Raw genomic sequence first — 24,287 nt, forward strand, 5'->3', positions numbered from 1 at the left:
TGCGGACGGGACGTGCCGGAAGGTCACCGTAACGAAACCCGGACATTTCATCGGTCAGGTGAACGGACGCCGTTCCCCGCGGAGGACACATTCTGCCCGCCCTTCGCCGGCCCGGGCGCGCCGCGGTCCTTGGGGGGCATGAACGCCGCGGCCACCGCCGCGCCCGCCAGGGCCGTGCCCGCCGCCGCGAGCGACGTCACGTGCATCGCGTCGATGAACGCGTTGTCGGCCTCCTCGATCAGCTTCTTCCCGGCCTGTCCGGCGCGCTCCGCGAAGGTGCGGGTGGCCTCGATGGACTCGCCCGCCGCGTGCGGCGCCCCCGGAGGCAGCGTCACCTCGCCGCGGTAGACGGACGACAGCAGCGAGCCGAGCACGGCCACCCCGAGGGCGCCGCCGACCTGCCGGAAGGTGTTGTTGACCGAGGAGCCGGCGCCGGCCTTCTCGGGCGGCAGCGACTGCATGATCGAGGTGGTGGCCGGCGGCATGACGTGCGCCATCGCGCTGCCCATGAGGAAGAACAGCACCTCCAGGACCCACAGCGGGGACGACTCGTCCAGCAGCAGGAAGCCGGCGAAGGCGGCGGCGATGGCGAGCATCGCCACCGTGCACACCGCCCGTGCGCCGAACCGGTCGACCGCCAGCCGGGACCGCGGCGCGAAGATCAACTGGGCGACGGCCAGCGGCAGCAGGAGCAGCCCGGAGTCCAGCGGAGACAGGCCGCGCACGCTCTGGATGTAGAAGACCATGAAGAACGTCACGCCCATGAGCGCGAAGAACACCAGGCCGATGACGGCGACCGAGGCCGAGAAGCGCGGGTTGCGGAACCACCGCATGTCGAGCGCCGGGTGCCGGCTGCGGCGCTCGTACCAGACGAAGAGCCCGATGACGACCGCGCCGCCGCCGATCGTGCCCCAGACCTCCGGCGCGCCGAAGTCGGCGCGCTGACCGCCCCGGACCACGCCGTAGACGATCAGCACCAGACCGGCGATGGACAGCAGCACGCCCAGGGGGTCGATCCTCCCGGGGGCCGGGTCCCTGGAGTCGGGGACCAGCAGCACCATGCCGATCAGCGCGACGCTGATGATCGGCACGTTGACCAGGAAGACCGAGCCCCACCAGAAGTGCTCCAGCAGCAGCCCGCCGGTGATCGGCCCGATGGCGATGGCCAGGCCCACGGACCCGGCCCAGATGCCGATGGCCCGGGGCTGCTCGTCGCGCTCGAAGACGTTCACGATGATCGCCAGCGTGGCGGGCAGGACGAACGCGCCGCCCAGGCCCATCAGGGTACGAAAGGCGATCAGCTCGGCCGGGCTGCCGGAGAAGGCGGCGAGCACCGAGCCCACGCCGAAGACGACCATGCCGGCCAGCAGCGTCCGCTTGCGCCCCACCCGGTCGCCCAGGACGCCCGCGGTGAACAGCAGGCCCGCGAAGGCCAGGGTGTACGCGTCGATCGCCCACTCCAGCTCGCTCTGGCTGGCGCCGAGGCCGGTGGGGGCGGGGGTGGCGATCGTCTTCATCGCGACGTTGAGGATGGAGTTGTCGAGGACGACGACGAGGAGGCTGAAGACGAGCACGCCGAGGATCAGCCAGCGGCGGCGGTGGATGTCCGGGGCCGTCTGGTGCGGGGTGTGCATGAAATCCACGCTAGCGTGCGTCCCGCCACGCCGCCGTTTCGTCACACCGGGCCCCGGCACCCGCGCGGGCGGGGGAAAGTGGCAGGTCACAGGCTTGACACGCCGGGCGTGCGACCTTCGGCACACGTGCCGGGGCCGGGGTGTCCTTCGCCGTTGACGCGTGCCAGCATGGAGGTGGTCCGGGGACGCCGTCAGGGCGCCTCGAGATGACGAAGGAGCGTTTGCGATGACGCACGTTTCGCATGCCCCCAAGACGCCCGGCGGCGCCGACTCCGCCCCGGCGCTGTACGGCGGCGCCGCCGATTCCGCCGGCCGCGGCCGGCGGGTGACCGTACGGGACCTGGCCGCCGCCAAGCGGCGCGGCGAGAAGTGGCCCATGCTGACCGCGTACGACTCGACCACCGCCGGCATCTTCGACGAGGCCGGCATCCCCGTGCTGCTGGTCGGCGACTCCATGGGCAACGTCCACCTCGGCTACGACACGACCGTGCCGGTGACGCTGGACGAGATGACCATGCTCTCCGCCGCCGTCGTCCGCGGCACCCGGCGTGCCCTGGTCGTCGGCGACCTGCCCTTCGGCTCGTACCAGGAGGGCCCGGTCCAGGCGCTCCGCTCGGCGACGCGGCTCGTCAAGGACGCCGGCGTGGGCGCGGTGAAGCTGGAGGGCGGCGAGCGGTCGCTGCGGCAGACCGAGCTGCTGGTGGAGTCCGGCATCCCCGTGATGTCCCACCTCGGGCTCACCCCGCAGTCCGTCAACGCCATGGGTTACCGCGTGCAGGGCCGCTCGGACGAGGACGCCCACCGGCTGGTGCGCGACGCGAAGGCGGCGCAGGAGGCGGGCGCGTTCGCGCTGGTGCTGGAGCTGGTGCCGGCGGAGCTGGCCGCGGAGGTGACGCGCTCGCTGGAGATCCCGACGATCGGCATCGGCGCGGGCCCCGACACCGACGCGCAGGTGCTCGTCTGGACCGACATGGCGGGGCTGACCGGCGGCAGGATGCCGCGCTTCGTCAAGCAGTACGCGGACCTGCGGCAGACCCTCGGCGACGCGGCCAGGGCCTTCGCCGAGGACGTCGGCGCCGCCGCGTTCCCGGCCGCGGAGCACACCTTCCACTGAGTCCGCGGGGACGGCGGCGGGCACTCCGGGGCGCCGGAACGATGCGCCGATGCGGTGATCTTATTAACTGCATGCGGGTGCCCGCCGTCGTGCCGACGCGGCGCGTGCGGGGGCCGGGCGGAGGCTGGCGGAAAGACACCGACGGAAGGCGCCGGCGGAAGGACACCGAAGGAAGGACGCCGACGGAAGGTGCCGGCGGTACGACACCGGCGTACGGACGCCGGCGGAGGACCCCCGCGCCGGCCGGTTGCGCCGGTTCCGCGGGTACGGCCGGCCCGCCGGTCCCGTCGGCCAGTCGCCCCCTCGGCCCCGTGGAGAGGAACCCCGCCCATGCCCCCCGGACACCCCGGCCGCCGTCTGCTGCTCACCTGCCTCGCCGCGCCGCTGCTCTGGGCGGCCGTCACCGCCCCCGCCGAGGCCGTGGCGCCGCCCGCCGGGACGCGGGCCGCCGCCCACGTCCCCGTACAGGAAGACGAGCCGCACACCACCGGCGACGGCAAGAACCCCGGCCGCGCGCCCGCGATGGGCTCCCCGGGCGCCCCCGCCGTACGCGGCGACGACGCCTGGCCCGCGGTCACCGCCGGCGGCGTCTTCGCCGCCTCGCTCGGCGCGGCCGTGTACTTCCTCGGCTGGGGCCGCCGCCGCACGGGCCGGCCGGGCGCCGCCTAGCCCGCCGGGTCCGGGTCCCGGTCGCGGTCCCGGTCGCGAGCCAGCCGTGCGCGGCGTACGTAGAAATACGTCATGTTCGACGACAGCCCGGCCAGCAGCACCCAGACCACCCCGATCCAGTAGCCCTTCGCGAAGGACACCACCGCCGCGGCCACCGACAGCACGCACACGACGGTGGCGAAGACGGCGAGCCGGTTCGGCTCGGCGAGGAGGGACGAGGTCTGGCGGGGCTCGGACGGCATGGGGGCGGGCTCCTCGGGGATAAGGCGTGCGGGTCCATTGTGCCTCCACGCCGTACCCGGGCGGCACCGCCCCCGGCCGTTCCCGGCCGCCTGCCGGCCGTCCCACGGTTGTCCGTCAGACGTCTGTCAGACGTCCCTCACACGTCTGTCAGCCGCACCCCGGCGTGCGCCCGGTAGCGGCGGTTGACCGAGATCAGGTTCGCCACCAGCGACTCGACCTGGTGCGCGTTGCGCAGCCGGCCCGCGTACACGCCGCGCATCCCCGGGATCAGCCCGGCCAGCGCCTGCACGACGTCCGTGTCCTCCCGGGACTCGCCCAGCACCATCACGTCCGTCTCGATCCGCTCCACCTCCGGGTCCTGGAGCAGCACCGCCGACAGGTGGTGGAACGCCGCCGTGACCCGCGACTCCGGCAGCAGCGCCGCCGCCTGCTCGGCCGCGCTGCCCTCGGGCGGCCGGATCGCGTACGCGCCCTTCTTGTCGAACCCCAGCGGGTTCACGCAGTCCACGACGAGCTTGCCCGCCAGCTCCGCGCGCAGCGCCGAGACCGTCGCCTCGTGCCCGTCCCACGGCACCGCGACGACCACCACGTCGCTGCGCCGCGCGCACTCCGCGTTGTCCGCGCCCTCGACGCCGTTGCCCAGCTCCGCCGCCGCCGCCTCGGCCCGCTCCGGCTTCCGGGAGCCGATGACGACCCGCTGCCCGGCCCGCGCCAGCCGGTAGGCCAGCCCCCGGCCCTGGTCGCCGGTGCCGCCCAGCACGCCGACGACCAGGCCCGAGACATCGGGCAGCGCCCACGGGTCCTTGCGGGCGGGCGGGGTGTTCTGCTCACTCGAAGTCATGCGCCGATCGTACGGTGATCACCCGCGCACCGGCAGCGGCTCACCCCGCCGGGTCGGCCGTGCACGGCGCGCCGCCGCAGACGTCCACGATCCTGCCGGTGTTCAGGAACGCGGCCATCTGCCGCTGGGCCGCGGCAGAACTGCGCGGGTCGCCGTGCGGGTCCCGGCCCTCGGCGGGCGGGGTGTTCGTCAGCGGCTGGTACGGGCTGCCGCTGTCCCAGACCAGCATCCCGGAGCCGGCGTGCGGGTAGCGCAGCTTCCGTATCCCCCAGTACGGCTCCTCGTCCGGGTTGCGCCCCTCGGCCACCGCGGGGGTGTGGATCCGGGCGCCGACCGTACGGGCCTGCACCTCCGCGGCCGTGGGGGAGACCTGGTGGTCGCCGTACGCGACGTGCATCAGTACCTGATGGCGCGGTGTGCGCGGCAGCGGCTCGGACGTCATGTGCTGCGCGTAGCCGTTCGCCTCGCCGCGGTCCCAGAGCATCTGCATGAGCGCGAAGCCGAGTTGCTGCCCCAGCTTGTCGGGGTACGAGCGGTCCAGGACCTGCTGGAACGGCGCGAAGGCGACGCTGCGGTTGAGCAGCGTGCTGTAGTTCATCGCCGGTACGCCGAGCACGGAGCGCGTGCTGTCCTGCGCCACGGCGGTGTACATGCCGCCCATGATGCCGCCCTGGCTGTGGCCGACGTAGCCGAGCCGGTCGCGGACGTCGATCGCGGGCGCGCCGTCGGCGCCGCGGAAGGCGTCGTCCGCGGCGAGCCCGTCCGCGTGCCGCATGAGGCGGCCGAGCCAGAGGGTGTTGAGCACGCCCTGCTGGAGCCGGTCGGCGACCGCGGGGAAGCCGCTGAGGTCCTGGAGCGTGCCCACGATGAACGGGATGTCCTCGTCCGACATGCCCTGCCACTTCGTGGCGCACAGGACGAAGTTGCCCCGGGCCGCCAGCTCGCGCTGCGTACGGGAGCCGACCTGCGTCTCGTTGCCGAGGAGCCCGTGGCCGTAGAGGACGGGCCGCGCCGCGTCGCCGGGCCCGTGCGGGCCGCCGAGGGCGGCGCGCGGTATCTCGCACTGGAACGGCACCACTTGGTTGTTGCCGGGCAGCCGGGCGGGCAGCGCGTCCTTGCCGGAGTCGGCGCGGTGGAAGCCGGAGCCGGGCGGGCCGCCGGGGGCGTCGAGGTAGCTGGGCACGTTGTAGACGCCGCGGACCGTGCGGGCGACGGGGTCGTCCGCGGGGTGGTCCGTCACCTCGTACACCAGATGCTCGGGTACGCCCTTGCCGAGGCCGGCGAAGGCGTCGTCGCGGATGTGCAGCATCCGCTCGCTCAGGCCGCGCTCGCTGGCGACGGTGAAGTCCCAGGCCAGATAGAGGCCGCGGGACGAGACGCCGGCGCGGTCGAGGCCGCGCCGGACCTGGCGGTGGTCGCGCTGGCGCTCGTGCAGCGGGTCGCCCTTGCGCAGCGCGGGCCCGTCGACGCGGCGGAAGGCGGCGGGGGCGGGGAGGGTGCGGCCCCCGGCGTCCTTGAGCCGGCGCAGGGCGACGATGTAGCGGTGCCCCTCCGCGAGGTTGCGCGCGGGGCGGACGACGAGGGCCCGGCGGGCGGGGTCGGTGGCGTTGGCGTCCAGCTCCGCCCAGTACGGGTGGCGCTCGCCGGTGTCGGCGTCGAGGAGCACGATGGGCGCGTCGCGGTCGAGGGAGGCGCCGATGTCGGTGAGCGGCGCGGCGCCGGTACGCCCGAGGTCGAGGCCGGGCACGTGGGCGAGGATCATCGAGCCGGGCGAGAAGCCGTCGGCCCGGTTCCACTCGGCGGGGTCGATGCGGGTGCCGGCGGCGTTGGCGGGCATGGCGGACGGCTCGAACGCGACCCGGCGGCCGGTGTCCGTGCGGTGGTCCCGCTCGGTGTACCAGTCGTTGGGGAACGGGAGCAGGCAGTCCGCGGGACCGATGGGGTCGCAGCCGGCGCGCTCGGGCTGCCCGGCCCGTACGGGCACCTCGGCCGGATCGGCCGTATCGGCAGGACCTGCCGGATCGGCGGGACCGGCGAGCGCGGTGGGGGCGAGGAGGCCGAGCGCGAGCGCCGTGACGGTGGTCAGGACCGTGAGCCGAGGGCGCACAGGGGGCCTCCAACGGGGTGGTTACCGATCGGTTAACCGAGGTACTTAGTCAGGGCCGCGGGCGGTGTCAATGGCGGAGGCTTAAGCGATTCCGCACGCGGTTCTCACCCAATCTTCAGGCCGGAAGGGGACCTTGGGAGTCATGAACGCGCTTGTGCCCGTCTGTCCAGGCTGCGGCCGCGTGCGGTGCATCTGCCCCCCGCGCGCCCTGCGGTGTCACCGTCCCGGTGTTGACTGGAGGAGTGAACTGCACCTTCTGCGCCATCGCCGCGGGTGACATCGCGAGCCACCGCGTCTTCGAGGACGAGGTCGCGGTGGCCTTCCTCGACGCCCGGCCGCTCTTCGCCGGCCACGTCCTGGTCATCCCGCGCCACCACGTGGAGACCCTCACCGACCTGCCGGAGCCCGAGGTCGGCCCGTTCTTCGTACGGGTCCGGCGGCTGACCGGCGCGGTGGAGCGGGCCATGGGCGCGGCGGGGTCGTTCGTCGCGCTGAACAACCGGATCAGCCAGTCCGTGCCGCACCTGCACGTGCACGTCGTCCCGCGCAACCGCAAGGACGGCCTGCGCGGCTTCTTCTGGCCCCGGACGAAGTACCGGGACGAGGAACACGCCGCTGAGACCGCCCGACTGGTCCGCGCGGCGCTCGACGGGTGAACCGGCGCGGGCGGCGGACCCGGAGGGAACCCGACGCGGAGCGGCCCCGTCCGAGAGTCATGAACAGAACGAGCCCACTGCGCACATCCGCGGCCACGGCCGCGGCACTCGCCACCGCGGCGCTCGCCGCGGGCTGCGGCTCGGAGGACGCCTCCGGGTCCGCGGGCGACGGCAGCCGCGACCCCGCCGGCCAGCTCTACCGCGTCCAGGCGACCGTCCTCGCGAACGACGAGCACGGCCCCCAGCTCTGCCGCACGATGGCGGAGTCGATGCCGCCGCAGTGCGGCGGCCCCGACATCGTCGGCTGGGACTGGGACGACGTACGCGCGCACCGCGCGAGCGGCACCACGTACACCGACCCGCTGGTCCTCGTCGGCACCTGGGACGGCGAGCGGTTCACCCCGGCGGAGAAGCCGAAGCCCGCCGACGAGGCGGCCGAAGAGCCGGACGCGCCCGACGCCGCGGACTTCGACACGCCCTGCAAGGAGCTGAAGGAAGGCGGGAAGGACGCCGCCGGCGCCGGGGACGCCGCCTCGCGGCGGGTGCTGGACAAGGCCCAGGGGATGCCCGGCTACGCCGGCGCCTGGCTCGACGGCGGCATCGTCAACATCAGGTTCGCCGACGCCGGTGAAGGCGGCGGTCCCGACGCCGCCGAGCGCAAGCTGCGCGACGTCTGGGACGGCCCGCTGTGCGTCGTCGGCGCCGAGCACACGGAAAAGGAGCTGGCGCGCGTCCAGCGGCAGGTCGGCAAGCACGTCGACGGCATGCTCAGCTCGGCCGTCGACCCGGTGCGCAACGCCGTGGCCCTCGAAGTCGTCGCCGCCACTCCCGAACTGCGGCGTGAGCTGGACCGGACGTACGGCGAGGACACCGTCCGGCTGACGGGCTGGCTGCAGCCCGTCGCCTGACCGCACCGCCCGTGGACCGGGTCCCGCGCCGCTCCTCCCCATCCGGCGCGGGACCCCGCGCGGCTGGCCGCGGACTCCTCCCGGGGCGGTAGGCGGCGCCGCCGCCTACCGCCCCGGGAGGAGATTCCGGCCCTCGTGCGGCACCGGGGGATGATCTGACGACCCCTCTCCGTCTGGCAAACTGTCTCCTCATGGGCGCGTCGTATTCCCGGGACCTTGCTCCCCGGCCAGCGGAGATTGCGAGGACTCTGCAGGACCGGCGGACCCCCGTTTCCTCGACTGACACGGACGACGGTGAGAGACGTGCTCTCCCGCCGCCGCCCGGGCAGCGCCTGCGCGCCCTCCTCGACCGGATGCGCTCGCCGCGCCCCCCGCGGCTGTGGTTCGAGATCATGCTCGTCGCGCTCGTCTACTGGACGTACTCGATAATCCGCAACGCCGTGCCCGAGCAGGAAGAGCAGGCGCTGAAGAACGCGGACCGCATCTGGAGCTTCCAGGAGGACCTGGGGCTGGCCTTCGAGCGGTCGCTCAACCACGCGGTCGACGGCGTCACCTGGCTCGTCGTGTCGATGAACTACTACTACGGCACGCTCCACTACGTCGTCACCATCGGCGTGCTCGTCTGGCTCTACCGCCGCCAGTCCGGCCGCTACGCCGCCGTGCGCCTCGCGCTCGCCGTGACGACCTGCTTCGCCCTCATCGGCTACTACAGCTTCCCGCTGGCGCCGCCGCGGCTGATGGAGGGCATGGACTTCATCGACACCGTGCGGGTGCACGAGACCCTGGGCTCGATGTCGCAGGGCAACCTGGCCAACGTCTCCAACCAGTACGCGGCCATGCCCTCGATGCACGTGGGCTGGTCCGTGTGGGCGGGCATCACCATCGCCGTGCTGGCCAGGCCGCTGTGGGTGAAGGTGCTCGGCGTGCTCTACCCGACCCTGACGCTGCTGGTCATCATGGCGACGGCGAACCACTTCTGGATGGACGCGGTGGGCGGGATCATCTGCCTGGCCTTCGGCTTCGCGGTCTCGTACGCCTGGTACGGGACGATCGCGTACCGGCTGCCGCAGAAGGTGGCCTCCCCCTAGCGTCGCGGGCGAGGTCCGCGCGCCGTGGTGCGTCCGCGCGGGCCGTCGTCCTCCGTGTCCCGGGACCGGCGGCGGCGCAGGATCACGATCCCCGCGGTGCCGACGAGCAGCGCGGCGGCGGCGCTGCCGACCGCGTAGACCTTGTTCGAGGAGACCCAGGGCTCGGGGGACCACTCGTCGTCGGCGCTGGTGCAGGTGAGCCATTCCCCGCGGGTGCCGCCCTGGAAGCAGACCGTCGTGGCGGACGCGGGGGCGCCGTCGCGGGCGTCGTCCTCGGCGCCGGGGCGCCGCGGGGCGCGTACGCCATCGGAGGCGTCGGCCGGGTCGGCGGCGTCGGCGGCGTGCAGATCCCGGGCGTCCCTTTCGGTCCTGTCAGGAGCGGCGGTCACCGTCAGCACCCGGCTCGTGCCCGCCGGCAGGGTGATCCGCCACGTCACCTGCTGCCCGTTCGTCCTGGCCCGCGGGCTCGCGGACACGTACTCCAGGGATTCGGGGAGGAGCTGGGTGACCCGGCCGTGCGGCGCGTCCGCGCCGGAGGTGTTGCGGACGGTGATCGCGTACGTCGTGCCGCCGTCCGCCGCCGCCCGGCTCTCCAGCGCGATCCGGACCGGCGACGACGGCCCGGCGGGCGGGGGTGCGGCGGGGGAGAGCGGCGGGGAGGTGGCGAGGGACGCCAGCAGGCCGGCGACCGTCGCCGCGGAAGCGATCGCCGTACGCATTCCTGCCACCTCGCTGTCCATGCTGCCCGGCCCGTGCGGACGGTCTACCAGCGGGCGCCGTCGAGAAAAAGGGCAAATCGCACGAGCGAGGCGCCGATGCTACGAACGGCCCGCCGGAGCGTCGCCCCTTCGGAGGAACCGGCCGCGGCGGCGTCCGGGGCCGGCCTCCGGCGTCCGGCGGTCCCGGGCCCCCGGGTCCCGGTGGCCCCGGGCCCGGACGCGTCAGTCGCCGTAGAAGATCCGCTCCACGACCGCCCGCGCCCGCCGCGTCGTCCGCCGGTACTCCTCCGGCAGCTCGCCGGCCTGCCCCGGGCCGTAGCCGAAGTAGCGTGCCACCGCGCCGAGTTCCCGCTCGGCGGCGGGGAAGGTGTCGCCGGGCCGGCCGCGTACCAGCATCACCGCGTTGCGCAGGCGCGTCGCCAGCAGCCAGGCGTCGTCCAGTATCCGCGCGTCGTCCGCGTCCAGCAGGCCCGCGCCGCGCGCCGCGGCCAGCGCCGCGCGGGTTCGGGTCGTCCGCAGCGCGGGCACCGCGCGCGCGTGCTGCAACTGCAGCAACTGCACCGTCCACTCCACGTCCGCGAGACCGCCGCGCCCCAGCTTCGCGTGCAGCGCCGGGTCCGCGCCGCGCGGCAGCCGCTCCGCCTCCATGCGCGCCTTCAGCCGCCGGATCTCGCGTACGGCGTCCTCGTCGAGCCCGCCCGCCGGGTAGCGCAGCGGGTCGATCAGCTCCGTGAAGCGCGCCCCCAGCGCGGCGTCGCCCGCGACCGGCTCGGCGCGCAGCAGCGCGTGGCTCTCCCACGTCAGCGACCAGCGCCGGTAGTAGGCCGCGTACGACGCGAGGGTGCGCACCAGCGGCCCCGACTTGCCCTCGGGCCGCAGGTCGGCGTCGACCAGCAGCGGCGGGTCGGCGCTGGGCAGTTGCAGCAGCCGGCGCAGCTCGTTGGCGACGGCGAACGCCGCCGCGCCCGCCTCCTCGTCGGAGACGCCCGGGCGCGGCTCGTGCACGAAGAGCACGTCGGCGTCCGAGCCGTAGCCCAGCTCGTGCCCGCCGAAACGGCCCATGCCGATCACCGCGAACCGCGTCGGCAGCGTGTCGCCCCAGCGGGCGGCGGTCGCCGCGCGCAGCGCGCCGGCGACGGTGGCGGCGTTGAGGTCGCTGAGGGCGCCGCCGGTGCGGTCGACGGCGGCGGCGATCCGGGCGTGCTCGTCCCCGTCGTCTTCCCGCCCGTCACCGGCCTCCTCCCCGGCGAGCGCCGGGTGCGCCCCGTACGCCGTGATGAGGTCCGCCGCCGCGGTACGGAACAGCTCCCGCCGCCGCACTCCGCGGGCCGCCGCCACCGCCGCCTCCGGGGCCGAGTGCCGGCCCACGGCCGCCAGGATCTCCTGCTCCAGGTGCGCCCGCCCGCGCGGCCGCAGCCCCTGCTCGTCGCCGAGCAGCGCCACCGCCTCCGGCGCCCGCAGCAGCAGATCGGGCGCGAGCCTGCCCGAGGACAGCACCCGCGCCAGGTTCTCCGCCGCCGCGCCCTCGTCGCGCAGCAGCCGCAGGTACCAGGGCGTGCTGCCCAGCGCGTCCGAGACCTTGCGGAAGTTGAGCAGCCCCGCGTCCGGGTCGGCCGAGTCGCCGAACCAGCCCAGCAGCACCGGCAGCAGCGTCCGCTGGATCGCCGCCTTCCGGCTCATCCCCGACGTCAGCGCCTCCAGGTGGCGCAGCGCCGCCGCCGGGTCCTCGTACCCGAGGGCGACCAGCCGCTCCCGGGCCGCGTCCGGGGTGAGCCGCACCTCCCCGGGCGCGAGCCGGGCGACGGCGTCGAGGAGCGGGCGGTAGAACAGCTTCTCGTGCAGCCGGCGCACCTCGAAGGAGTGCCGCCGCCACGCCTTGCGCAACTGCGACACCGGCTCGCCGCGGCCCTCGTCGGGCAGCAGCCGCACCAGCGAACGGCCGAGCGCGCGCAGTTCGTGCTCGTCCTCGGGCACCAGGTGCGTACGGCGCAGCTTCTGGAGCTGGATGCAGTGTTCCAGCGAGCGCAGGAAGCGGTACGCGGCGTCCAGCGCGGCGGCGTCGGCGCGGCCCACGTACCCGCCGTCGGCGAGCGCGGCCAGCGCGTCCAGGGTCGTGCCGCTGCGCAGCGAGGCGTCGGCGCGGCCGTGCACGAGCTGGAGCAACTGCACCGCGAACTCCACGTCCCGCAGCCCGCCCGGGCCCAGCTTCAGCTCCCGGTCGAGCTGCGCCGCCGGGATGTTCGCCACCACCCGGCGGCGCATCTGCTGCACGTCCGGCACGAAGTTCGCGCGCTCCGCCGCCTGCCACACCATCGGCGCGATGGCCTCCGCGTACGCCGCGCCCAGCCCGGGGTCGCCCGCCACCGGGCGGGCCTTCAGCAGGGCCTGGAACTCCCAGGTCTTGGCCCAGCGCTGGTAGTACGCGAGGTGGGAGGAGAGGGTGCGCACGAGGGGGCCGTTGCGGCCCTCGGGGCGGAGGTTCGCGTCGACCGGCCAGATGGTGCCCTCGGCGGTGGTGTCGGAGCAGACGCGCATGAGGCGGGCGGCGAGCCGGGTGGCGGCCTGCACGGCGGCGCGCTCGCGGGCCGGGTCGTCGCCCGGGCCCTCGTCGCGCGGCTCGGCGACGAAGATGACGTCGACGTCCGAGACGTAGTTCAGCTCCCGCCCGCCGCACTTGCCCATCCCGATCACCGCAAGCCGGCACTGCGCCGCGTCCTCGGGCTGCTCCTCGGCCGCGATCTCCAGCGCCGCCCGCAGCGTCGCGGTCGCCAGGTCGGCCAGCTCCGCGGCGGCCTGCACCACGTCCGTCGTCCCGCACACGTCCCGGGCGGCGATCCCCAGCAGCGCCCGCCGGTACGCCACGCGCAGCGCGTCGGCCCGCGGCATCCCCGCGCCCCGCGCCCCCCACACGCCTTCGGCGAGCGCCCGCTCGAACTCCGAGGTCATCGGGTGCAGATCGACCGCCTCGTAGGTGGCCAGCGACTCCCAGTCGTCCGGATGCCGCGCCAGGTGGTCCCCCAGCGCCTCGGACGCGCCGAGCACCCCCAGCAGCCGGTCGCGCAGCGGCTTGGCGGCCACCAGCGTGTCGAGGAGCGCCTGCCGCCGCTCCGGCGCCAGCGCCTCCGCGAGCCGCACGAGCCCGAGCAGCGCCCGGTCGGGATCGGCGGTGCCGCCCAGCGCGTCGAGCAGCACCGGATCGTCCCGTACGCCGTCGAGCACCGGCGACTCCAGCAGCCGCCCGGCGTCGGCCGGTTCGCCGAACCCGTAGCGCAGCAGCCGGGTGAACGCGCTGCTCCTGCGCCCCTGCGGAACCGACATCGCGCGCACCGCCTCCCGTCCCGTGATCACGCCGGGCTACGAGCTTACGACGAGGGGCCCGCGGCCGGGACGGCCACGGGGGCCGGCGGGGGCGGGTGCCTTCCGCGCGCTCACGCCAGCGCGATCAGCCCGATCGCCGCCCCCGCGCACACCAGCCCGGCCGACTGCGGCAGGGTCAGCCGCTCGCGGAGCACGAGCAGGGCCAGCAGCACGGGGATCGCCGGGTACAGCGAGGCGAGCACGGTGGCGACGGCCATCAACTCCGCACGGGCCGCGTAGAGGTAGAGGACGGTCGCGAGGGTGCCGAGCACGCCGGCGACGGCCACGTGCGGCGCGCAGCGCCGGGGCAGCACCCACGGTGCCCGGTCCCCCAGCACCGCGACGGCGACGACGGCGACCGACACGGCTCGGCTGACGGTGACGGCCCACAGGTCGCCTCCCCCGCCGGCTACGCCCTCATTGGCGGGCAGGCGGGCGAGGGCGATGAAGTGGGTGGCGAACCCGGCCCCGGCGATCAGCGCGTCCACCGAGGGGGATCCGCGCCGCCGGGGGTACGCCGCGGGCCGGGAGGGCCCGTGTGCGCCGCGGTCCGGCTCCGGTGCGTACCGCCGCGGCGGCCCGGGACTCCGCCGGCCCTCGCCGCCGTCCTGCCCGTCCGGGCCGCGTGAGACCAGCCACAGGGCGGGGAACGCCGCGGCGATGCCCGCGAGGGCGGCGGCGGCAGGGCGTTCGCCGAGCAGGCTGATGCCGAGGACGACCGGGACGGCCACCGCGGTCACGTCGCTGACCGGCACCACGACGCTCATCGCCCCCGTCGTCAGCGCGCGGTAGAGGAACGCCACCCCCACGCCGGTGCCCACCCCGGACAACGCGCCCCAGCCCAGCCCGGCCGCGTCCGGGGCGCCCGCGGCCGGTATCGCCAGGGCGGCGGTCACGCTCACCACCGTGCCGCACACCTGCGCGTACAGCGCGACCGTGACCCCGGCCGTGCGCCGGGCGGCGAGCCCGGCCGCGAAGTGCGTGAGCCCGAAGCTGACGGCGGACGACAGCGCGAGCAGCTCACCCACCGCGACCACCCTGCCCGGCACGCGCGGCCTGCCCGACCGGGCAGAGGTGCTCCCCGGCCAGGCAGGCGCCGCGGTCGCAGAGCCGGCACAGCACGTCCTCCGAGCCGACGTCCCCGTACACCTCGGTGAGCAGCAGCTCCAGCGCCTCCGTCAGCCCCGCCGCCTGCTGCGCGGGGAGCGCCGCGAGCACGCGCCGCAGCCCGTCCCGGCGCGCCGCCTGGGCCCGCACGGCCGCGGCGGCCCCGGCCTCGGTGAGCCGCAGCGCGACCCCCCGCCCGCCGCCGCGCTCCCGCTCGACCAGCCCGCGGCCGACGAGCTGGTCGACCATCCGCGCACACGCGGGCTGGCTCAGCCCGATCCGCCGCCCCAGTTCCGTGACCCCGATGCCCTCCGCGCCCCGCAGCGTGACGAGCGCGGCGGTGCCGCTGACGCCGACCCCGGAGGCCGCGGCTGCCGCGGCGGTCATCCGGTCGGCCACGGCGAGCGCGGCGGCGCCGAGGAGGTTCGCGGTCCGGATCTCCTCTGGTTCATGCATAACTCATGCATAGCTCACGCGCGCGGGCGTCGTCAACGAGCGGGTACCGCGGCGTTGTCGGGCCGCCGGCGTGTGTGACCGGGCTCAACCGCTGGCCCGCAGGATCCCTTCCTCCACCAGGGCCGCGGCGAGCTCCACCTTCTCGTCGTCGCTCAGGTTGCCCGCCAGCTCGCGCACGTAGAAGGCGCCGGTACGGGCGACGAACTCCAGTGCGTCGGCGGCGACGTCGTTCACGCTGATCAGGATCTCACCGTCCGGCGCGAGCAGATGGACCTCGCTTCTCTCCACCCGGACGCCTTGTCGCCCCGCCTGCTCGTTGACGAGCCGGCGCCGCAACGTCAGAATCCGGCCGTCATACCAGACATCGGGCAGTTCTTCGCCGAACATGTCCTCGTACTGGTCCTTGAACTCCCCGAACGAAGCCGTGGGGCGCTCCGGCGGGGCACCCTTCGCCGGCGCCGGCACGGGTGCGTTGCTGGGCGCGTGATGGACGTAGCGGCCGAAGAAACGCTCGCAGAATTCCTGGTACTGCACCGTGAAGAGAATGAACTGGTGCCATGCCTCGTCGATCCGAAGCGAGTGCATCCGCCAGGACCGCCCGGGATGCTCGTGCACCAGCACGCAGTACCGTTTGACCTCCCTGTAGAGCAGCTCCGCCTCTGCCGGCGAATCGACGATCTTCTCTTTGAGCAGCTTCTCGATCAGGTAGGGCGCCGGATGGTCCACCGCTGCGGACCGCCGGTCGGTCCGCAGGCTCAGAGCCACCGTCTACTCCGGTGGAGACGTGCAGATGCCGCACGGGCTGTGGCAAGGCTGGCAGGGTGAATGGCAGTCCTCTGCGGACTCGGGGCGCTGCCGCCGGGTGATGCGCAGCCGACCTTCCGACGGCAGGGGAGCGGTCACGCCGTAGACGTCGGCCGCGCTCTCCTGACGGCGTTGGGTGGCCGCGCCGTAGACGTCGGCGACGCTCTCCTGACGGTGCCGGACGACAGCGGCATCGGAATCGAGCCAGAGCACGGACCCGCCGAAAGGCAGCAGATGCGCCGGGGCCTCTTCGACGTGCAGAACGTCTGCTCGGCGGATCTCGACGCACTGCGAGAGGTCGTAGAGGTTCGCGTACAGCCGGATGTGGTCACTGCTGTTCGCCGAACCAACGTAGCCGCAGAACATCTTCGCTTTCGGCGCGTGTGGCTGCAGGATGCGCAGGAGCGGATGCTCCGGAACGGACGTACCGGCTTTGTTGGTCGCCAACGTTCTTCCTTCTCTCTGGTTCCACGGGGCTCATGGAAGTCCCGACCGTAGGACCGCAACCGCGAACTCCGCCGACGACGCCACTGGACCGTCAGCCGATTTCAGTAAGCGGCACCGCCACTCGCGCCTCACAGATGCCGGACGGCGGGCCGCGTGGCGCGGATGATGCGGGTGGTCATCGGGAGCCCGCGACCGCGACCGGCGTCGTGGACGGTTTCCACGTCGACGACATCCAGGCCGGCCTGCGCGAGCAGCCGTTCCCACAGCGGGAGGTCCAGGACCCACCGCTCAAGCGTCACCGGAGTCCCGTCGGTCAGGACGGTGGGCAGTCGGGCGGAACGAACCGACCTCTCGGCGGCCTCGCCGTTGCGATAGTGGCCCAGAGTGGAGAACACCAGCATCCCGCCCGGCCGAAGGCTCGCGGCGACGGCCGGGAGGAGACGGCGGGGATCGGTGAAGTCCAGGGCGCCGAAGACGCTGTAGACGAGGTCGAAGGCGGAGGGACGCTCGGCGAGGTGGGAGGCGGCCTCAGCGAGGACCGCGCGGAGCCGCGGCACGTCACCGTACGACCGGCGGCAGCGCTCGTACATGGAAGCGGACGAGTCCAGCGCGGTCACTTCGGAGGCGGTGCTGCTCCGGGCAAGGTGGGCGGCTTGGCGTCCGGTGCCGGCACCCACCTCGATGACGGCGATGCCGTCAAGGGAGCCGAGGATCTCGGCACCCGGCCCGTTGCGCTGGTACCAGTCCCAGTGGAAGGTACCGTCCACCCCCGCAGCTCTGTCGGCCCGGGCCCGGCGGGCGCCGTAGCACTGCCAGAGGTCGGGGCCGGTGTCCCGCGAGGGTGGTGTCACGGGGCTCATCCTCGACCCCCGGTGGCGGTCGACGGGGGCATCGGCGCGTGGTTTCCACCCGAAGGGGTTCGGCGACGCCACGTCCCCGCAGACGGGCCGCGCCTGAAACGTCCACGACCCCGCGTCAGCGGACCGCGGGGCCGATGCGTCGTCCCACCGGGGACGATCACCCTGACCCCTGCGGCTACAGCACCGGGAGGCTCTTGCGCAGCTCGAAGGCCGTGACCTCCGAGCGGTACTCCTCCCACTCCTGCTTCTTGTTGCGCAGGAAGAAGTCGAAGACGTGCTCGCCGAGCGTCTCCGCGCAGATCTCGCTGCGCTCCATCAGCCCGATCGCCTCGCCGAGGTTCTGCGGCAGCGGCTCGATGCCCATCGCGCGACGCTCCGCGTCCGTCAGCGCCCACACGTCGTCCTCGGCGCCCGGCGGCAGCTCGTAGCTCTCCTCGATGCCCTTCAGGCCCGCGGCCAGGAGCATCGCGTACGCCAGGTAGGGGTTGCAGCCGGAGTCGAGGGAGCGGACCTCGATGCGGGTGGAGCCCGTCTTGCCCGGCTTGTAGAGGGGGACGCGGACGAGCGCGGAGCGGTTGTTGTGGCCCCAGCAGATGTACGACGGCGCCTCACCGCCCGCCCCCGCGGTGCGCTGCGAGCCGCCCCAGATGCGCTTGTACGAGTTCACCCACTGGTTCGTCACCGCGGACACCTCCGCGGCGTGCCGCAGCAGCCCGGCGATGAAGGAGCGGCCGACCTTCGAGAGCTGGAACTCCGAGCCCGACTCGTGGAAGGCGTTGCGGTCGCCCTCGAAAAGTGACAGGTGCGTGTGCATCCCGGAGCCCGGGTACTCCGAGAACGGCTTGGGCATGAACGTCGCCTGCACGCCCTGCTCCAGCGCCACCTGCTTCATGATCAGCCGGAAGGTCATGATGTTGTCTGCGGTGGCCAGCGCGTCCGCGTAGCGCAGGTCGATCTCCTGCTGTCCGGGCGCGCCCTCGTGGTGCGAGAACTCGACCGAGATGCCCATCGACTCCAGCATCGTGATCGCCTGCCGGCGGAAGTCCATGCCGATGTTCTGCGGGGTGTGGTCGAAGTAGCCCGAGTTGTCCGCGGGCACCGGGCGGCTGCCGTCGACCGGCTTCTCGTTCAGGAGGAAGAACTCGATCTCGGGGTGGGTGTAGAAGGTGAAGCCCAGGTCGGAGGTCTTGGCGAGGATCCGCTTCAGCACGTACCGCGGATCGGCGAAGGACGGCGAGCCGCCGGGCATGAGGATGTCGCAGAACATCCGCGCCGTGCCGGGGGTCTCCGCTCGCCAGGGCAGCACCTGGAAGGTGGCGGGGTCGGGCTTGGCGAGCATGTCGGACTCGTGCACCCGGGCGAAGCCCTCGATGGCGGAGCCGTCGAAGCCGATGCCCTCGTCGAACGCCTGCTCAAGCTCGGCGGGGGCGACGGCGACGGACTTCAGGAAGCCCAGCACGTCGGTGAACCACAGCCGCACGAACCGGATGTCGCGCTCCTCCAGGGTCCGGAGCACGAACTCCTGCTGCTTCTCCATGGTCCACATCCTCGCAGGTGACTCGGTGGCGCGGGCGCGAGCCCTCAGTATCACGGTAGGGAGTTTCCGCCGCGTTTCGCACCCCGCGGGTGCAGGTGCGTGCGGCGGGGCGGGTGTGGCTGGGGGTACGGGTGTGAGCCGGGGGGTGTGACGTGGGGGGCGCGTGGTCACGTGCGTTGCGGCGGCGGGGCTGGTGGGGCCGGGTACGGGGCCGATCAGGTGCGGCGTGCGTGGGGCGGGAGTGGTGTGGCTGCGGGGCGGGGGTGTGGCGTGGGGGTGGGGTCGCGTGTGCTGCTGCGGCGGGGCGGTGGGGGGCTGTGGTCGGTTCCGCGTGCGTGCGGTGGCGCCGTCCGTGGGTTTCCGCGGGGCCGGGCTACGACAGGGGGCGCAGTGTCGTGCCGTCCGGCAGGGTCGCGCTCAGGTCCGCGCGGGCGCCGCGTTCCGCCGCCGTGGCCAGGAACCGGCCGTCCGCCGCGCCGCTCACGCCGCCGGAGGCGGTGACCGAGGCGACGTCGCGGCTGCCCGCCGCCAGCACGTACCACCTGCCGGAGCGCGCCTTCCACAGCACACCCGCCAGCGCGTGCGGCGCCCGTACGCCGCACGCCGTGGTGTCCCGCGCGCGGGCCGCCACCGCGCCCTGCTGCCCCGGGTCGGTCGCCGGCGGCTGGAACTGCGCCAGGGCCACCCCGCCCGCGCCGCGCCAGGTCTCCGCGCGGGTGCACACCCACGCGGCGGTGCCGCCCGCCTCGGGTAGCGGCTGGCCGGCGAACGTCCAGGAGTTCACGGACCGTACGCCGTGGGCGCGGAGCTCGGCGAGGTGGCACGCGGTACGGGCCCAGCGGTCGCGGGCCGCGGCCCCGGCGACGTCGGTGGCGGCGGCCGGGGAGCCGTACGTCAGCCTGGCCGGCACCAGCTCGCCGAGGTCGGTCGTGAGCTGGGCGGGGGCGCCGGTGCCGGCGGAGGGCCGGGTGCGCAGTTCCAGGGCCGGCCAGGTGGTGCAGGGGCGGCCGGCGGTGTCCGGGTCGTCGGAGGGCGCGCGGGCGCTGGATTCCGCGGGGGTGTCCGAGGGGGCGGTGGTGGGGAGCGGAGGGCTCGGGACGGGGTCGGTGACGCCGTCCGTGTCACGGCCGACCCGCCGCGGCTCCGCCGCCGGGTCGAGCAGCTCGCGCAGCGAGACGCCGGAGACCCACGGGGCGGTCAGATAGCGGACGTCGCCGTCCGTGCGGCCGACGACGACGGCCAGCGCGCTCGTCGCGTCCGCCGCGTCGGCGCGGGCGAAGTCCAGCACCGCGGCGTGCGGTTCGCCCGGCACCTCCGCATATCGCGCCAGCCGCAGGCCGTCGTGGAAGAGGACGACGGTGGCCCGGTCCACGTCCCCCGCGTACAGCAGCCGCGGCGGTCCCGCGGGCGGCCCGGCGGCGGTGCCGGGCGCCGCCGAGACCCGTACGGACGCGCCCGGCCGGGCCCAGACGGCCAGCGCCCGGCGCAGCAGCGCGGCGTCGCCGGTACGGGCGCCGCGGGCCGGCCAGGCGGCGAAGTCGGGGCGGCCGGTGCGCCGCCAGTCGTCGCGGCCGGCGACGGCGAGCCGCGCCGGGTCGAGCGCCTGCTCGGCGAAGGCGTTGCGGGCGTACGGGGCCGCCGCCGCGTCGTCCGCACCGCCCCCGGTGCCGGGGACGCCGAGCAGGGCCACCACGGCGACGACGGCCGCCGCGGCGGCGAGCGCGGCGCGGGTGTGCTGGCGGCGCCGCAGCAGGTCGGTGGGGCGGGCCTGCAGTGAGCAGGGGTCGAACTCCGGGGAGTGCAGCAGCCGCCGCTCCGCGCTGCCGGGCGGCTCGGCGACGCCGTCGGCGGCGGCGAGCGCGGCCCCGGGGTCCTCGGCACCGGCCGCCGCGAGGAGCCGGCACACGTCGGGGTCCGGCAGCGCTTCGAGGCCGCGCAGCACGTACGCGGCCCGGGCCGGCGCGGGGAGCGCCGCGAGGGCGCGGTCGAGGGCCAGTTCGTCGGCGCCGCCCGGGCGCGGGTGGAGCCGCAGCCCCCAGAGCCGCGGCAGGGGGCTGGGCAGCCCGCCGGCCCGCGGCAGGCCCAGCGGGCGCCGGGGCCGCCCGGCGTCGAGGGCGGCCCGTACGATCCGCAACCGCACGTAGGCGTACCCGGCCCCGCCGTCGCCCCCGTGCCACCAGGCCGCGCCCCCGGCCCCGAGCCCGTCCCCGGACCCGTCCCCGAGCACGTCGAGCCCTCCCGCGCCCCCGTCCGCCCGCTGTCCCGGCACCGCGCCCGCGGGCACTCCACCGCCCGCCCCGCCGCCCGCCCCGCCGTCCGGTGCCCCCGGCGCGGTGCGGCCCCGCGGCAGCGAGCGCTGCACCAGGCCGTGCGCCGTCAGCACCCGCCTGCCGCGGTCCTGTTCGGCCGGCAGCAGCAGGTACGCCAGTCGGGTCAGGTGCGCGTAGTGCTCGACGACGGCGGCCTCGGCCTCTTCGACGTCGACGGGTGAGGAGACGGTGTCCGCGGGCGGTGGCGGCTTCGCGGCCCCCCGGGCGGTGACGGCCTGCTGATCCACGCTGGGTTAAACGAGTGAATCCTCGGATGGTCACCCCGGCCGGGGCCCGGCCCGCCCCCGTCACCTCACGCGCTCGTCCAGCCGCTGAACTCCACCGTCCCCCGCACCCCCGCCGCCGCCGACATGAACGGCCCCGCGTCCTGCGCCCCCGCCGTCCCCGGCACCGTCACCGTCGCGACCGTGCGCCACATCGCCCCGCCGTCCGTGGAGAACGCGCCCGTGAACGCGTCGCCCGCCCGCGTCAGCCGCAGCGTGACCGGCGCCGTGACGTCCGTGACGCGGCGGTACGTGTCCAGCGTGCCGTCGCCGTTCGAGTCGTACGACAGCACCACGCCGTTGGCCGGTGTCACCGCCAGGTTGAGGAACCCGGCCGCGCCCGCCGTCCGCAGGTCGTTGCGGGCGACGATGCCGGCCCGCGCCCACGGGCCCGTCGGCGCCTGGGCGTCGACCGTCAGCGTCACCGCGCCGCCGGAGGCCAGCGCCCCCGGCCGGAAGACGGCGCCGAACTCGGCGGTCGCCTTCCACATGTCCGCCCCGCCGCCGTCGATCGCCCAGCGGTCGCCGAGCTGCCCGAAGACGGCGGCGTTCGTCGTGACGGTGGCGACGCTGTCGTCCAGCGGCCCGGCGACGAACAGCGTCCCGGGCGTGTGCACCGTCACCGGGTCCTGCCCCGCCATCCCGTACGCCGTGCGCACCTCGTACCCCAGCGGCGTCAGCGGCTCCGCGGGCGGCCCGGCGGGCGCCCGTACCTCCCACGCGAACTCCGCCCGCCCCGCCGCCGGCACCGGCGGCAGGGTCGCCGCGCCCGGCGGCGCGGCGTCGAGGCCGGTCAGCTCCAGCTCCACGGCGCCCGTGGCGGCCAGCCCGCACATGTTGCGGAAGGCGGCGGTCAGCCGCCCCGTCCCGCCCGGCGCCAGGGCGGGGGGATCCGCGACGGCGGTCACGACACCCTGGTACGGCGCGGTGGCCAGCACGTCGTGGACGCGCCGCGCGACGGCGTGCGCGTCGCCGGAGGGCCGTTCGGGGTAGGGGTTCCGCTGCCGCGTCCAGGGCTCCTCGACCGCGTACCAGTCGAAGGGCCCGGGCTCCCGCCCCGCGGCCAGCGCGTCCTGGAGCTCCTCCAGGTACGCGCGCCAGCGCGGCGCGTGGAAGTCGCGGATCAGCCCGGACCAGTCGCGGTTCGCGTAGTCCGCGAGGTGCCCGCCGTCGGCGGTGGGGCGGTCGGCCCAGGTGGTGACGAGGACCCGCGCGGTGCGCTCCAGCAGCGCGGCCTCCGCGTCGTCGGCGGCCGTCCGGCGGGCGTCGGCGAGCCACGGGCCGAGGAGGAACGCGCGGTGCGCGCCGGTGGTCTCGTCGCTGAGCGCCATCAGCTTCAGCCACAGGTCGGACAGCGTACGGAACGCGGTCTCGTCCTTCCGCCCGTACGCCGCCCTGAGCTGCGGCAGCAGCACCCGCGACCGGCTGGCGAGCGCCTGCCGTGCGAGGTCGACGAGGTCGTGGCGGTACGCGTCCGAGGCGCGCAGCGCCGGGGCGACGCCCAGCAGCGCGCCGAACGCCCTGTCGAACTCGGCGAGGTCGAAGGCGGGCGTCTTGGTCGCGTAGTACGCGCCCGAGCGGGCGTCCAGCGACGGGCGGGCGGCGAAGAGCGAGTCGTGCGGGCGGCCGTCGGCGCTGGAGATCGCGTACGCCGTCTCGCGCAGCGCCGCGAACGCCGCGCGCGCCGCCGGGTCCTCGCCCCCGTAGCGCACGGCGGCGTACTCCTCGAACCACGCCTCGCGGTTCACCGGCTCCGCGCGCCACGCCAGTTCGGTGAAGAGCTCCAGCGCCGCCGGGTCGCGCTCGGCGGCCTCCGGCATGTACGCGGTGCCGACGCAGGCGCTGCCCGGCTTGTCCCGCCAGGAGGCGAACCGCTCGGCCCACATGTGGGTCTTGGCGCCGATCGTGGTGCGCCCGCCGAAGTTGGGGATGGTGCCGAAGGCGTAGGGCACGCCGCCCCAGTCCGCCTCGCGGTCGGTGACCCGCTCCAGGTCGGACAGGCCGTCGACGACGAGCATCCGCTCGGGGTGGGCGAGGCCGTCGAGCAGGTCGCGCCGCGGGTTCTCCTGCCAGCCGAGGATGACCCACGTCGCGCCGGGGCGGGCGGTCTGCAGCGCGGTCTCGACGGCGCGCGCGGCCTCCGGCACGGGGACGTCGCCGGGGTCGCCGCCCTCGTGCAGCAGGTCCATCTTCAGGTGCGCCACGGGCCCGAACAGCGCTTCCTGGTGGCGGTAGTACGCGGCGGCGACGTCGCGGAAGACCTCGGTGCGCGGGTCCAGCCAGTCGGGGCGGGGCAGGCCCGCCCAGGTGCCCTGGGGGATGGTGCGGCCGAGGGGGTGGCGGTCGGTGAAGCCGTCGGGGACGGTGCCGAAGTAGCCGGGCAGGACGGGGGAGATGCCCAGCTCGCGCATGCGGCCGACGATGCGGCGGCCGAGTGCGGTGCGCTCGGCCAGCAGCGCGGGGCTCACGGGGCCGCCGTAGCCGCTCATGTTCTGCAGCAGCCACCACGGCTGGTGGCTGGGGGCGGGCAGCCAGGCGCGGGCCTCGGCGTCGGTGTAGCCGAACTCCGTCAGCAGCCGGTGGTAGACGGCCTCGGTGCCGGGGGTGACGAGCACCTGGTTGCAGCCGTGCAGGGCGAGCACGTCGAGGAACCGCTCCCAGCGCGGCCAGTCGTGGTACGGGCCGGTGTAGCCGTCGTGCGTGTCGTTGAGCGCGAAGCGGGCCGGGACGGTGGCGCGGCGCTCCACCGGCGCCGCGGGCGCCGGCAGGCGGCGCGGGAGCCGGGTCTGGCTGCCGGACCAGGAGACGACGGCGCGGCAGGTGTACTTCAGATACCAGTGCACGCCGGTGAGCAGCACCGCGGGGCTGGTGCCGCCGACCTCGATCCGGCCGGGCCGGCCGCTGACGGTGAACCGCTCGTCGCCGTCGAGGGCGGTGAGCACGAACTGCGGGGCGTGGTCGGGCAGCAGCCGCTCCAGCGCCTCGCTCGCCGCCGTCACGTCGAACCCCCTGCCCGCTGCCGCGTCCGCCGTGGTGCCGTCTCCGGCCGTCACGCTACGGGCGTGCGCCTGCCCGCCGACGAGTGCCGCGCCCGCGCCGAGCGCGCCGGCCGTGCCCAGGATCGTGCGTCGCGTCATGTCCGTCATC

At 75.0% G+C, this 24,287-nt stretch carries 19 protein-coding genes; 5 read left to right on the forward strand and 14 right to left on the reverse strand.

Annotated features, from left to right (window positions below):
* Positions 1 to 47 precede the first annotated feature (47 nt).
* Positions 48 to 1,634, reverse strand: a complete 1,587-nt coding sequence (locus O7599_RS30130) for an MFS transporter (protein ID WP_281618757.1) — start codon at positions 1,632 to 1,634, stop codon at positions 48 to 50.
* 226 nt (positions 1,635 to 1,860) lie between these two features.
* Here O7599_RS30130 and panB point away from each other — a divergent pair, with 226 nt between their 5' ends.
* Together panB and O7599_RS30140 are read left to right on the forward strand one after the other, a co-directional pair.
* Positions 1,861 to 2,748: a 3-methyl-2-oxobutanoate hydroxymethyltransferase gene (gene panB / locus O7599_RS30135; RefSeq protein ID WP_281618758.1), complete on the forward strand. Its 888-nt coding sequence runs from the start codon at positions 1,861 to 1,863 to the stop codon at positions 2,746 to 2,748.
* A gap of 330 nt (positions 2,749 to 3,078) precedes the next feature.
* Positions 3,079 to 3,417 (forward strand): hypothetical protein, encoded by a 339-nt coding sequence (locus O7599_RS30140; protein WP_281618759.1) that lies wholly within the window; start codon positions 3,079 to 3,081, stop codon positions 3,415 to 3,417.
* On the opposite strand, the gene O7599_RS30145 is transcribed toward O7599_RS30140, so the two are convergent.
* The 3 genes from O7599_RS30145 to O7599_RS30155 form a co-directional block, all read right to left on the reverse strand.
* Positions 3,414 to 3,659 carry a hypothetical protein gene (locus O7599_RS30145; protein WP_281618760.1) on the reverse strand — a complete coding sequence of 82 codons (246 nt, stop codon included), beginning with the start codon at positions 3,657 to 3,659 and terminating at the stop codon, positions 3,414 to 3,416. The genes O7599_RS30140 and O7599_RS30145 overlap by 4 nt on opposite strands.
* 137 nt (positions 3,660 to 3,796) lie before the next feature.
* Positions 3,797 to 4,501 carry an NADPH-dependent F420 reductase gene (gene npdG, locus O7599_RS30150; protein WP_281618761.1) on the reverse strand — a complete coding sequence of 235 codons (705 nt, stop codon included), beginning with the start codon at positions 4,499 to 4,501 and terminating at the stop codon, positions 3,797 to 3,799.
* A gap of 40 nt (positions 4,502 to 4,541) precedes the next feature.
* A complete protein-coding gene (locus O7599_RS30155; protein ID WP_281618762.1) occupies positions 4,542 to 6,608 on the reverse strand; it encodes a hypothetical protein in 2,067 nt (688 codons plus the stop codon).
* A 242-nt stretch (positions 6,609 to 6,850) separates the two neighbouring features.
* Between O7599_RS30155 and O7599_RS30160 the strand changes: the two genes are divergently transcribed.
* The 3 genes from O7599_RS30160 (at position 6,851) to O7599_RS30170 (ending at position 9,260) form a co-directional block, all read left to right on the forward strand.
* Positions 6,851 to 7,264, forward strand: a complete 414-nt coding sequence (locus O7599_RS30160) for an HIT family protein (RefSeq protein WP_281623577.1) — start codon at positions 6,851 to 6,853, stop codon at positions 7,262 to 7,264.
* Positions 7,265 to 7,323: 59 nt separating this feature from the next.
* Positions 7,324 to 8,172, forward strand: a complete 849-nt coding sequence (locus O7599_RS30165; protein ID WP_281618763.1) for a hypothetical protein — start codon at positions 7,324 to 7,326, stop codon at positions 8,170 to 8,172.
* Between the two features lie 353 nt (positions 8,173 to 8,525).
* Entirely contained in the window at positions 8,526 to 9,260 is a 735-nt protein-coding gene (locus O7599_RS30170; protein ID WP_281618764.1) for a phosphatase PAP2 family protein, read from the forward strand.
* Here the strand turns inward: O7599_RS30170 and O7599_RS30175 are convergent.
* The 10 genes from O7599_RS30175 to O7599_RS30220 form a co-directional block, all read right to left on the reverse strand.
* Complete coding sequence (locus tag O7599_RS30175) at positions 9,257 to 9,979, reverse strand: DUF11 domain-containing protein (RefSeq protein ID WP_281618765.1); 723 nt, start codon at positions 9,977 to 9,979, stop codon at positions 9,257 to 9,259. The genes O7599_RS30170 and O7599_RS30175 overlap by 4 nt on opposite strands.
* Positions 9,980 to 10,201: 222 nt before the next feature.
* Positions 10,202 to 13,297, reverse strand: a complete 3,096-nt coding sequence (locus tag O7599_RS30180; protein WP_281623578.1) for a bifunctional [glutamine synthetase] adenylyltransferase/[glutamine synthetase]-adenylyl-L-tyrosine phosphorylase — start codon at positions 13,295 to 13,297, stop codon at positions 10,202 to 10,204.
* 110 nt (positions 13,298 to 13,407) lie between these two features.
* Complete coding sequence (locus O7599_RS30185; protein WP_281618766.1) at positions 13,408 to 14,364, reverse strand: DMT family transporter; 957 nt, start codon at positions 14,362 to 14,364, stop codon at positions 13,408 to 13,410.
* A complete protein-coding gene (locus O7599_RS30190) occupies positions 14,357 to 14,899 on the reverse strand; it encodes a MarR family transcriptional regulator (protein WP_281618767.1) in 543 nt (180 codons plus the stop codon). The genes O7599_RS30185 and O7599_RS30190 overlap by 8 nt, the downstream gene beginning before the upstream one ends.
* 84 nt (positions 14,900 to 14,983) lie before the next feature.
* Entirely contained in the window at positions 14,984 to 15,664 is a 681-nt protein-coding gene (locus O7599_RS30195; RefSeq protein WP_281618768.1) for a hypothetical protein, read from the reverse strand.
* Positions 15,665 to 15,667: 3 nt separating this feature from the next.
* Positions 15,668 to 16,150, reverse strand: a complete 483-nt coding sequence (locus O7599_RS30200) for a hypothetical protein (protein WP_281618769.1) — start codon at positions 16,148 to 16,150, stop codon at positions 15,668 to 15,670.
* Positions 16,151 to 16,278: 128 nt separating this feature from the next.
* On the reverse strand, positions 16,279 to 17,001 hold the full coding sequence (locus O7599_RS30205) for a class I SAM-dependent methyltransferase (protein ID WP_281618770.1): 723 nt from the start codon (positions 16,999 to 17,001) through the stop codon (positions 16,279 to 16,281).
* 184 nt (positions 17,002 to 17,185) lie between these two features.
* The gene (locus tag O7599_RS30210; protein ID WP_281618771.1) at positions 17,186 to 18,547 is read right to left on the reverse strand and encodes a glutamine synthetase family protein; all 1,362 of its coding nucleotides are present in this window, start codon (positions 18,545 to 18,547) and stop codon (positions 17,186 to 17,188) included.
* 373 nt (positions 18,548 to 18,920) lie between these two features.
* Complete coding sequence (locus O7599_RS30215) at positions 18,921 to 21,104, reverse strand: hypothetical protein (RefSeq protein WP_281618772.1); 2,184 nt, start codon at positions 21,102 to 21,104, stop codon at positions 18,921 to 18,923.
* A 65-nt stretch (positions 21,105 to 21,169) separates the two neighbouring features.
* On the reverse strand, positions 21,170 to 24,286 hold the full coding sequence (locus O7599_RS30220; RefSeq protein ID WP_281618773.1) for an alpha-N-acetylglucosaminidase: 3,117 nt from the start codon (positions 24,284 to 24,286) through the stop codon (positions 21,170 to 21,172).
* Position 24,287 lies beyond the last annotated feature (1 nt).

Source organism: Streptomyces sp. WMMC500 (assembly GCF_027497195.1).
Lineage (GTDB): Bacteria > Actinomycetota > Actinomycetes > Streptomycetales > Streptomycetaceae > Streptomyces.

Excerpts from the sequence above, each read along its gene's own strand:
- O7599_RS30130 (WP_281618757.1), bottom strand. The coding sequence starts at position 1,634 with ATGCACACCCCGCACCAGACGGCCCCGGACATCCACCGCCGCCGCTGG.
- panB (WP_281618758.1), top strand. The coding sequence starts at position 1,861 with ATGACGCACGTTTCGCATGCCCCCAAGACGCCCGGCGGCGCCGACTCC.
- O7599_RS30140 (WP_281618759.1), top strand. The coding sequence starts at position 3,079 with ATGCCCCCCGGACACCCCGGCCGCCGTCTGCTGCTCACCTGCCTCGCC.
- O7599_RS30145 (WP_281618760.1), bottom strand. The coding sequence starts at position 3,659 with ATGCCGTCCGAGCCCCGCCAGACCTCGTCCCTCCTCGCCGAGCCGAAC.
- npdG (WP_281618761.1), bottom strand. The coding sequence starts at position 4,501 with ATGACTTCGAGTGAGCAGAACACCCCGCCCGCCCGCAAGGACCCGTGG.
- O7599_RS30165 (WP_281618763.1), top strand. The coding sequence starts at position 7,324 with ATGAACAGAACGAGCCCACTGCGCACATCCGCGGCCACGGCCGCGGCA.
- O7599_RS30170 (WP_281618764.1), top strand. The coding sequence starts at position 8,526 with ATGCGCTCGCCGCGCCCCCCGCGGCTGTGGTTCGAGATCATGCTCGTC.
- O7599_RS30175 (WP_281618765.1), bottom strand. The coding sequence starts at position 9,979 with ATGCGTACGGCGATCGCTTCCGCGGCGACGGTCGCCGGCCTGCTGGCG.
- O7599_RS30180 (WP_281623578.1), bottom strand. The coding sequence starts at position 13,297 with ATGTCGGTTCCGCAGGGGCGCAGGAGCAGCGCGTTCACCCGGCTGCTG.
- O7599_RS30190 (WP_281618767.1), bottom strand. The coding sequence starts at position 14,899 with ATGCATGAACCAGAGGAGATCCGGACCGCGAACCTCCTCGGCGCCGCC.
- O7599_RS30210 (WP_281618771.1), bottom strand. The coding sequence starts at position 18,547 with ATGGAGAAGCAGCAGGAGTTCGTGCTCCGGACCCTGGAGGAGCGCGAC.
- O7599_RS30220 (WP_281618773.1), bottom strand. The coding sequence starts at position 24,286 with ATGACGGACATGACGCGACGCACGATCCTGGGCACGGCCGGCGCGCTC.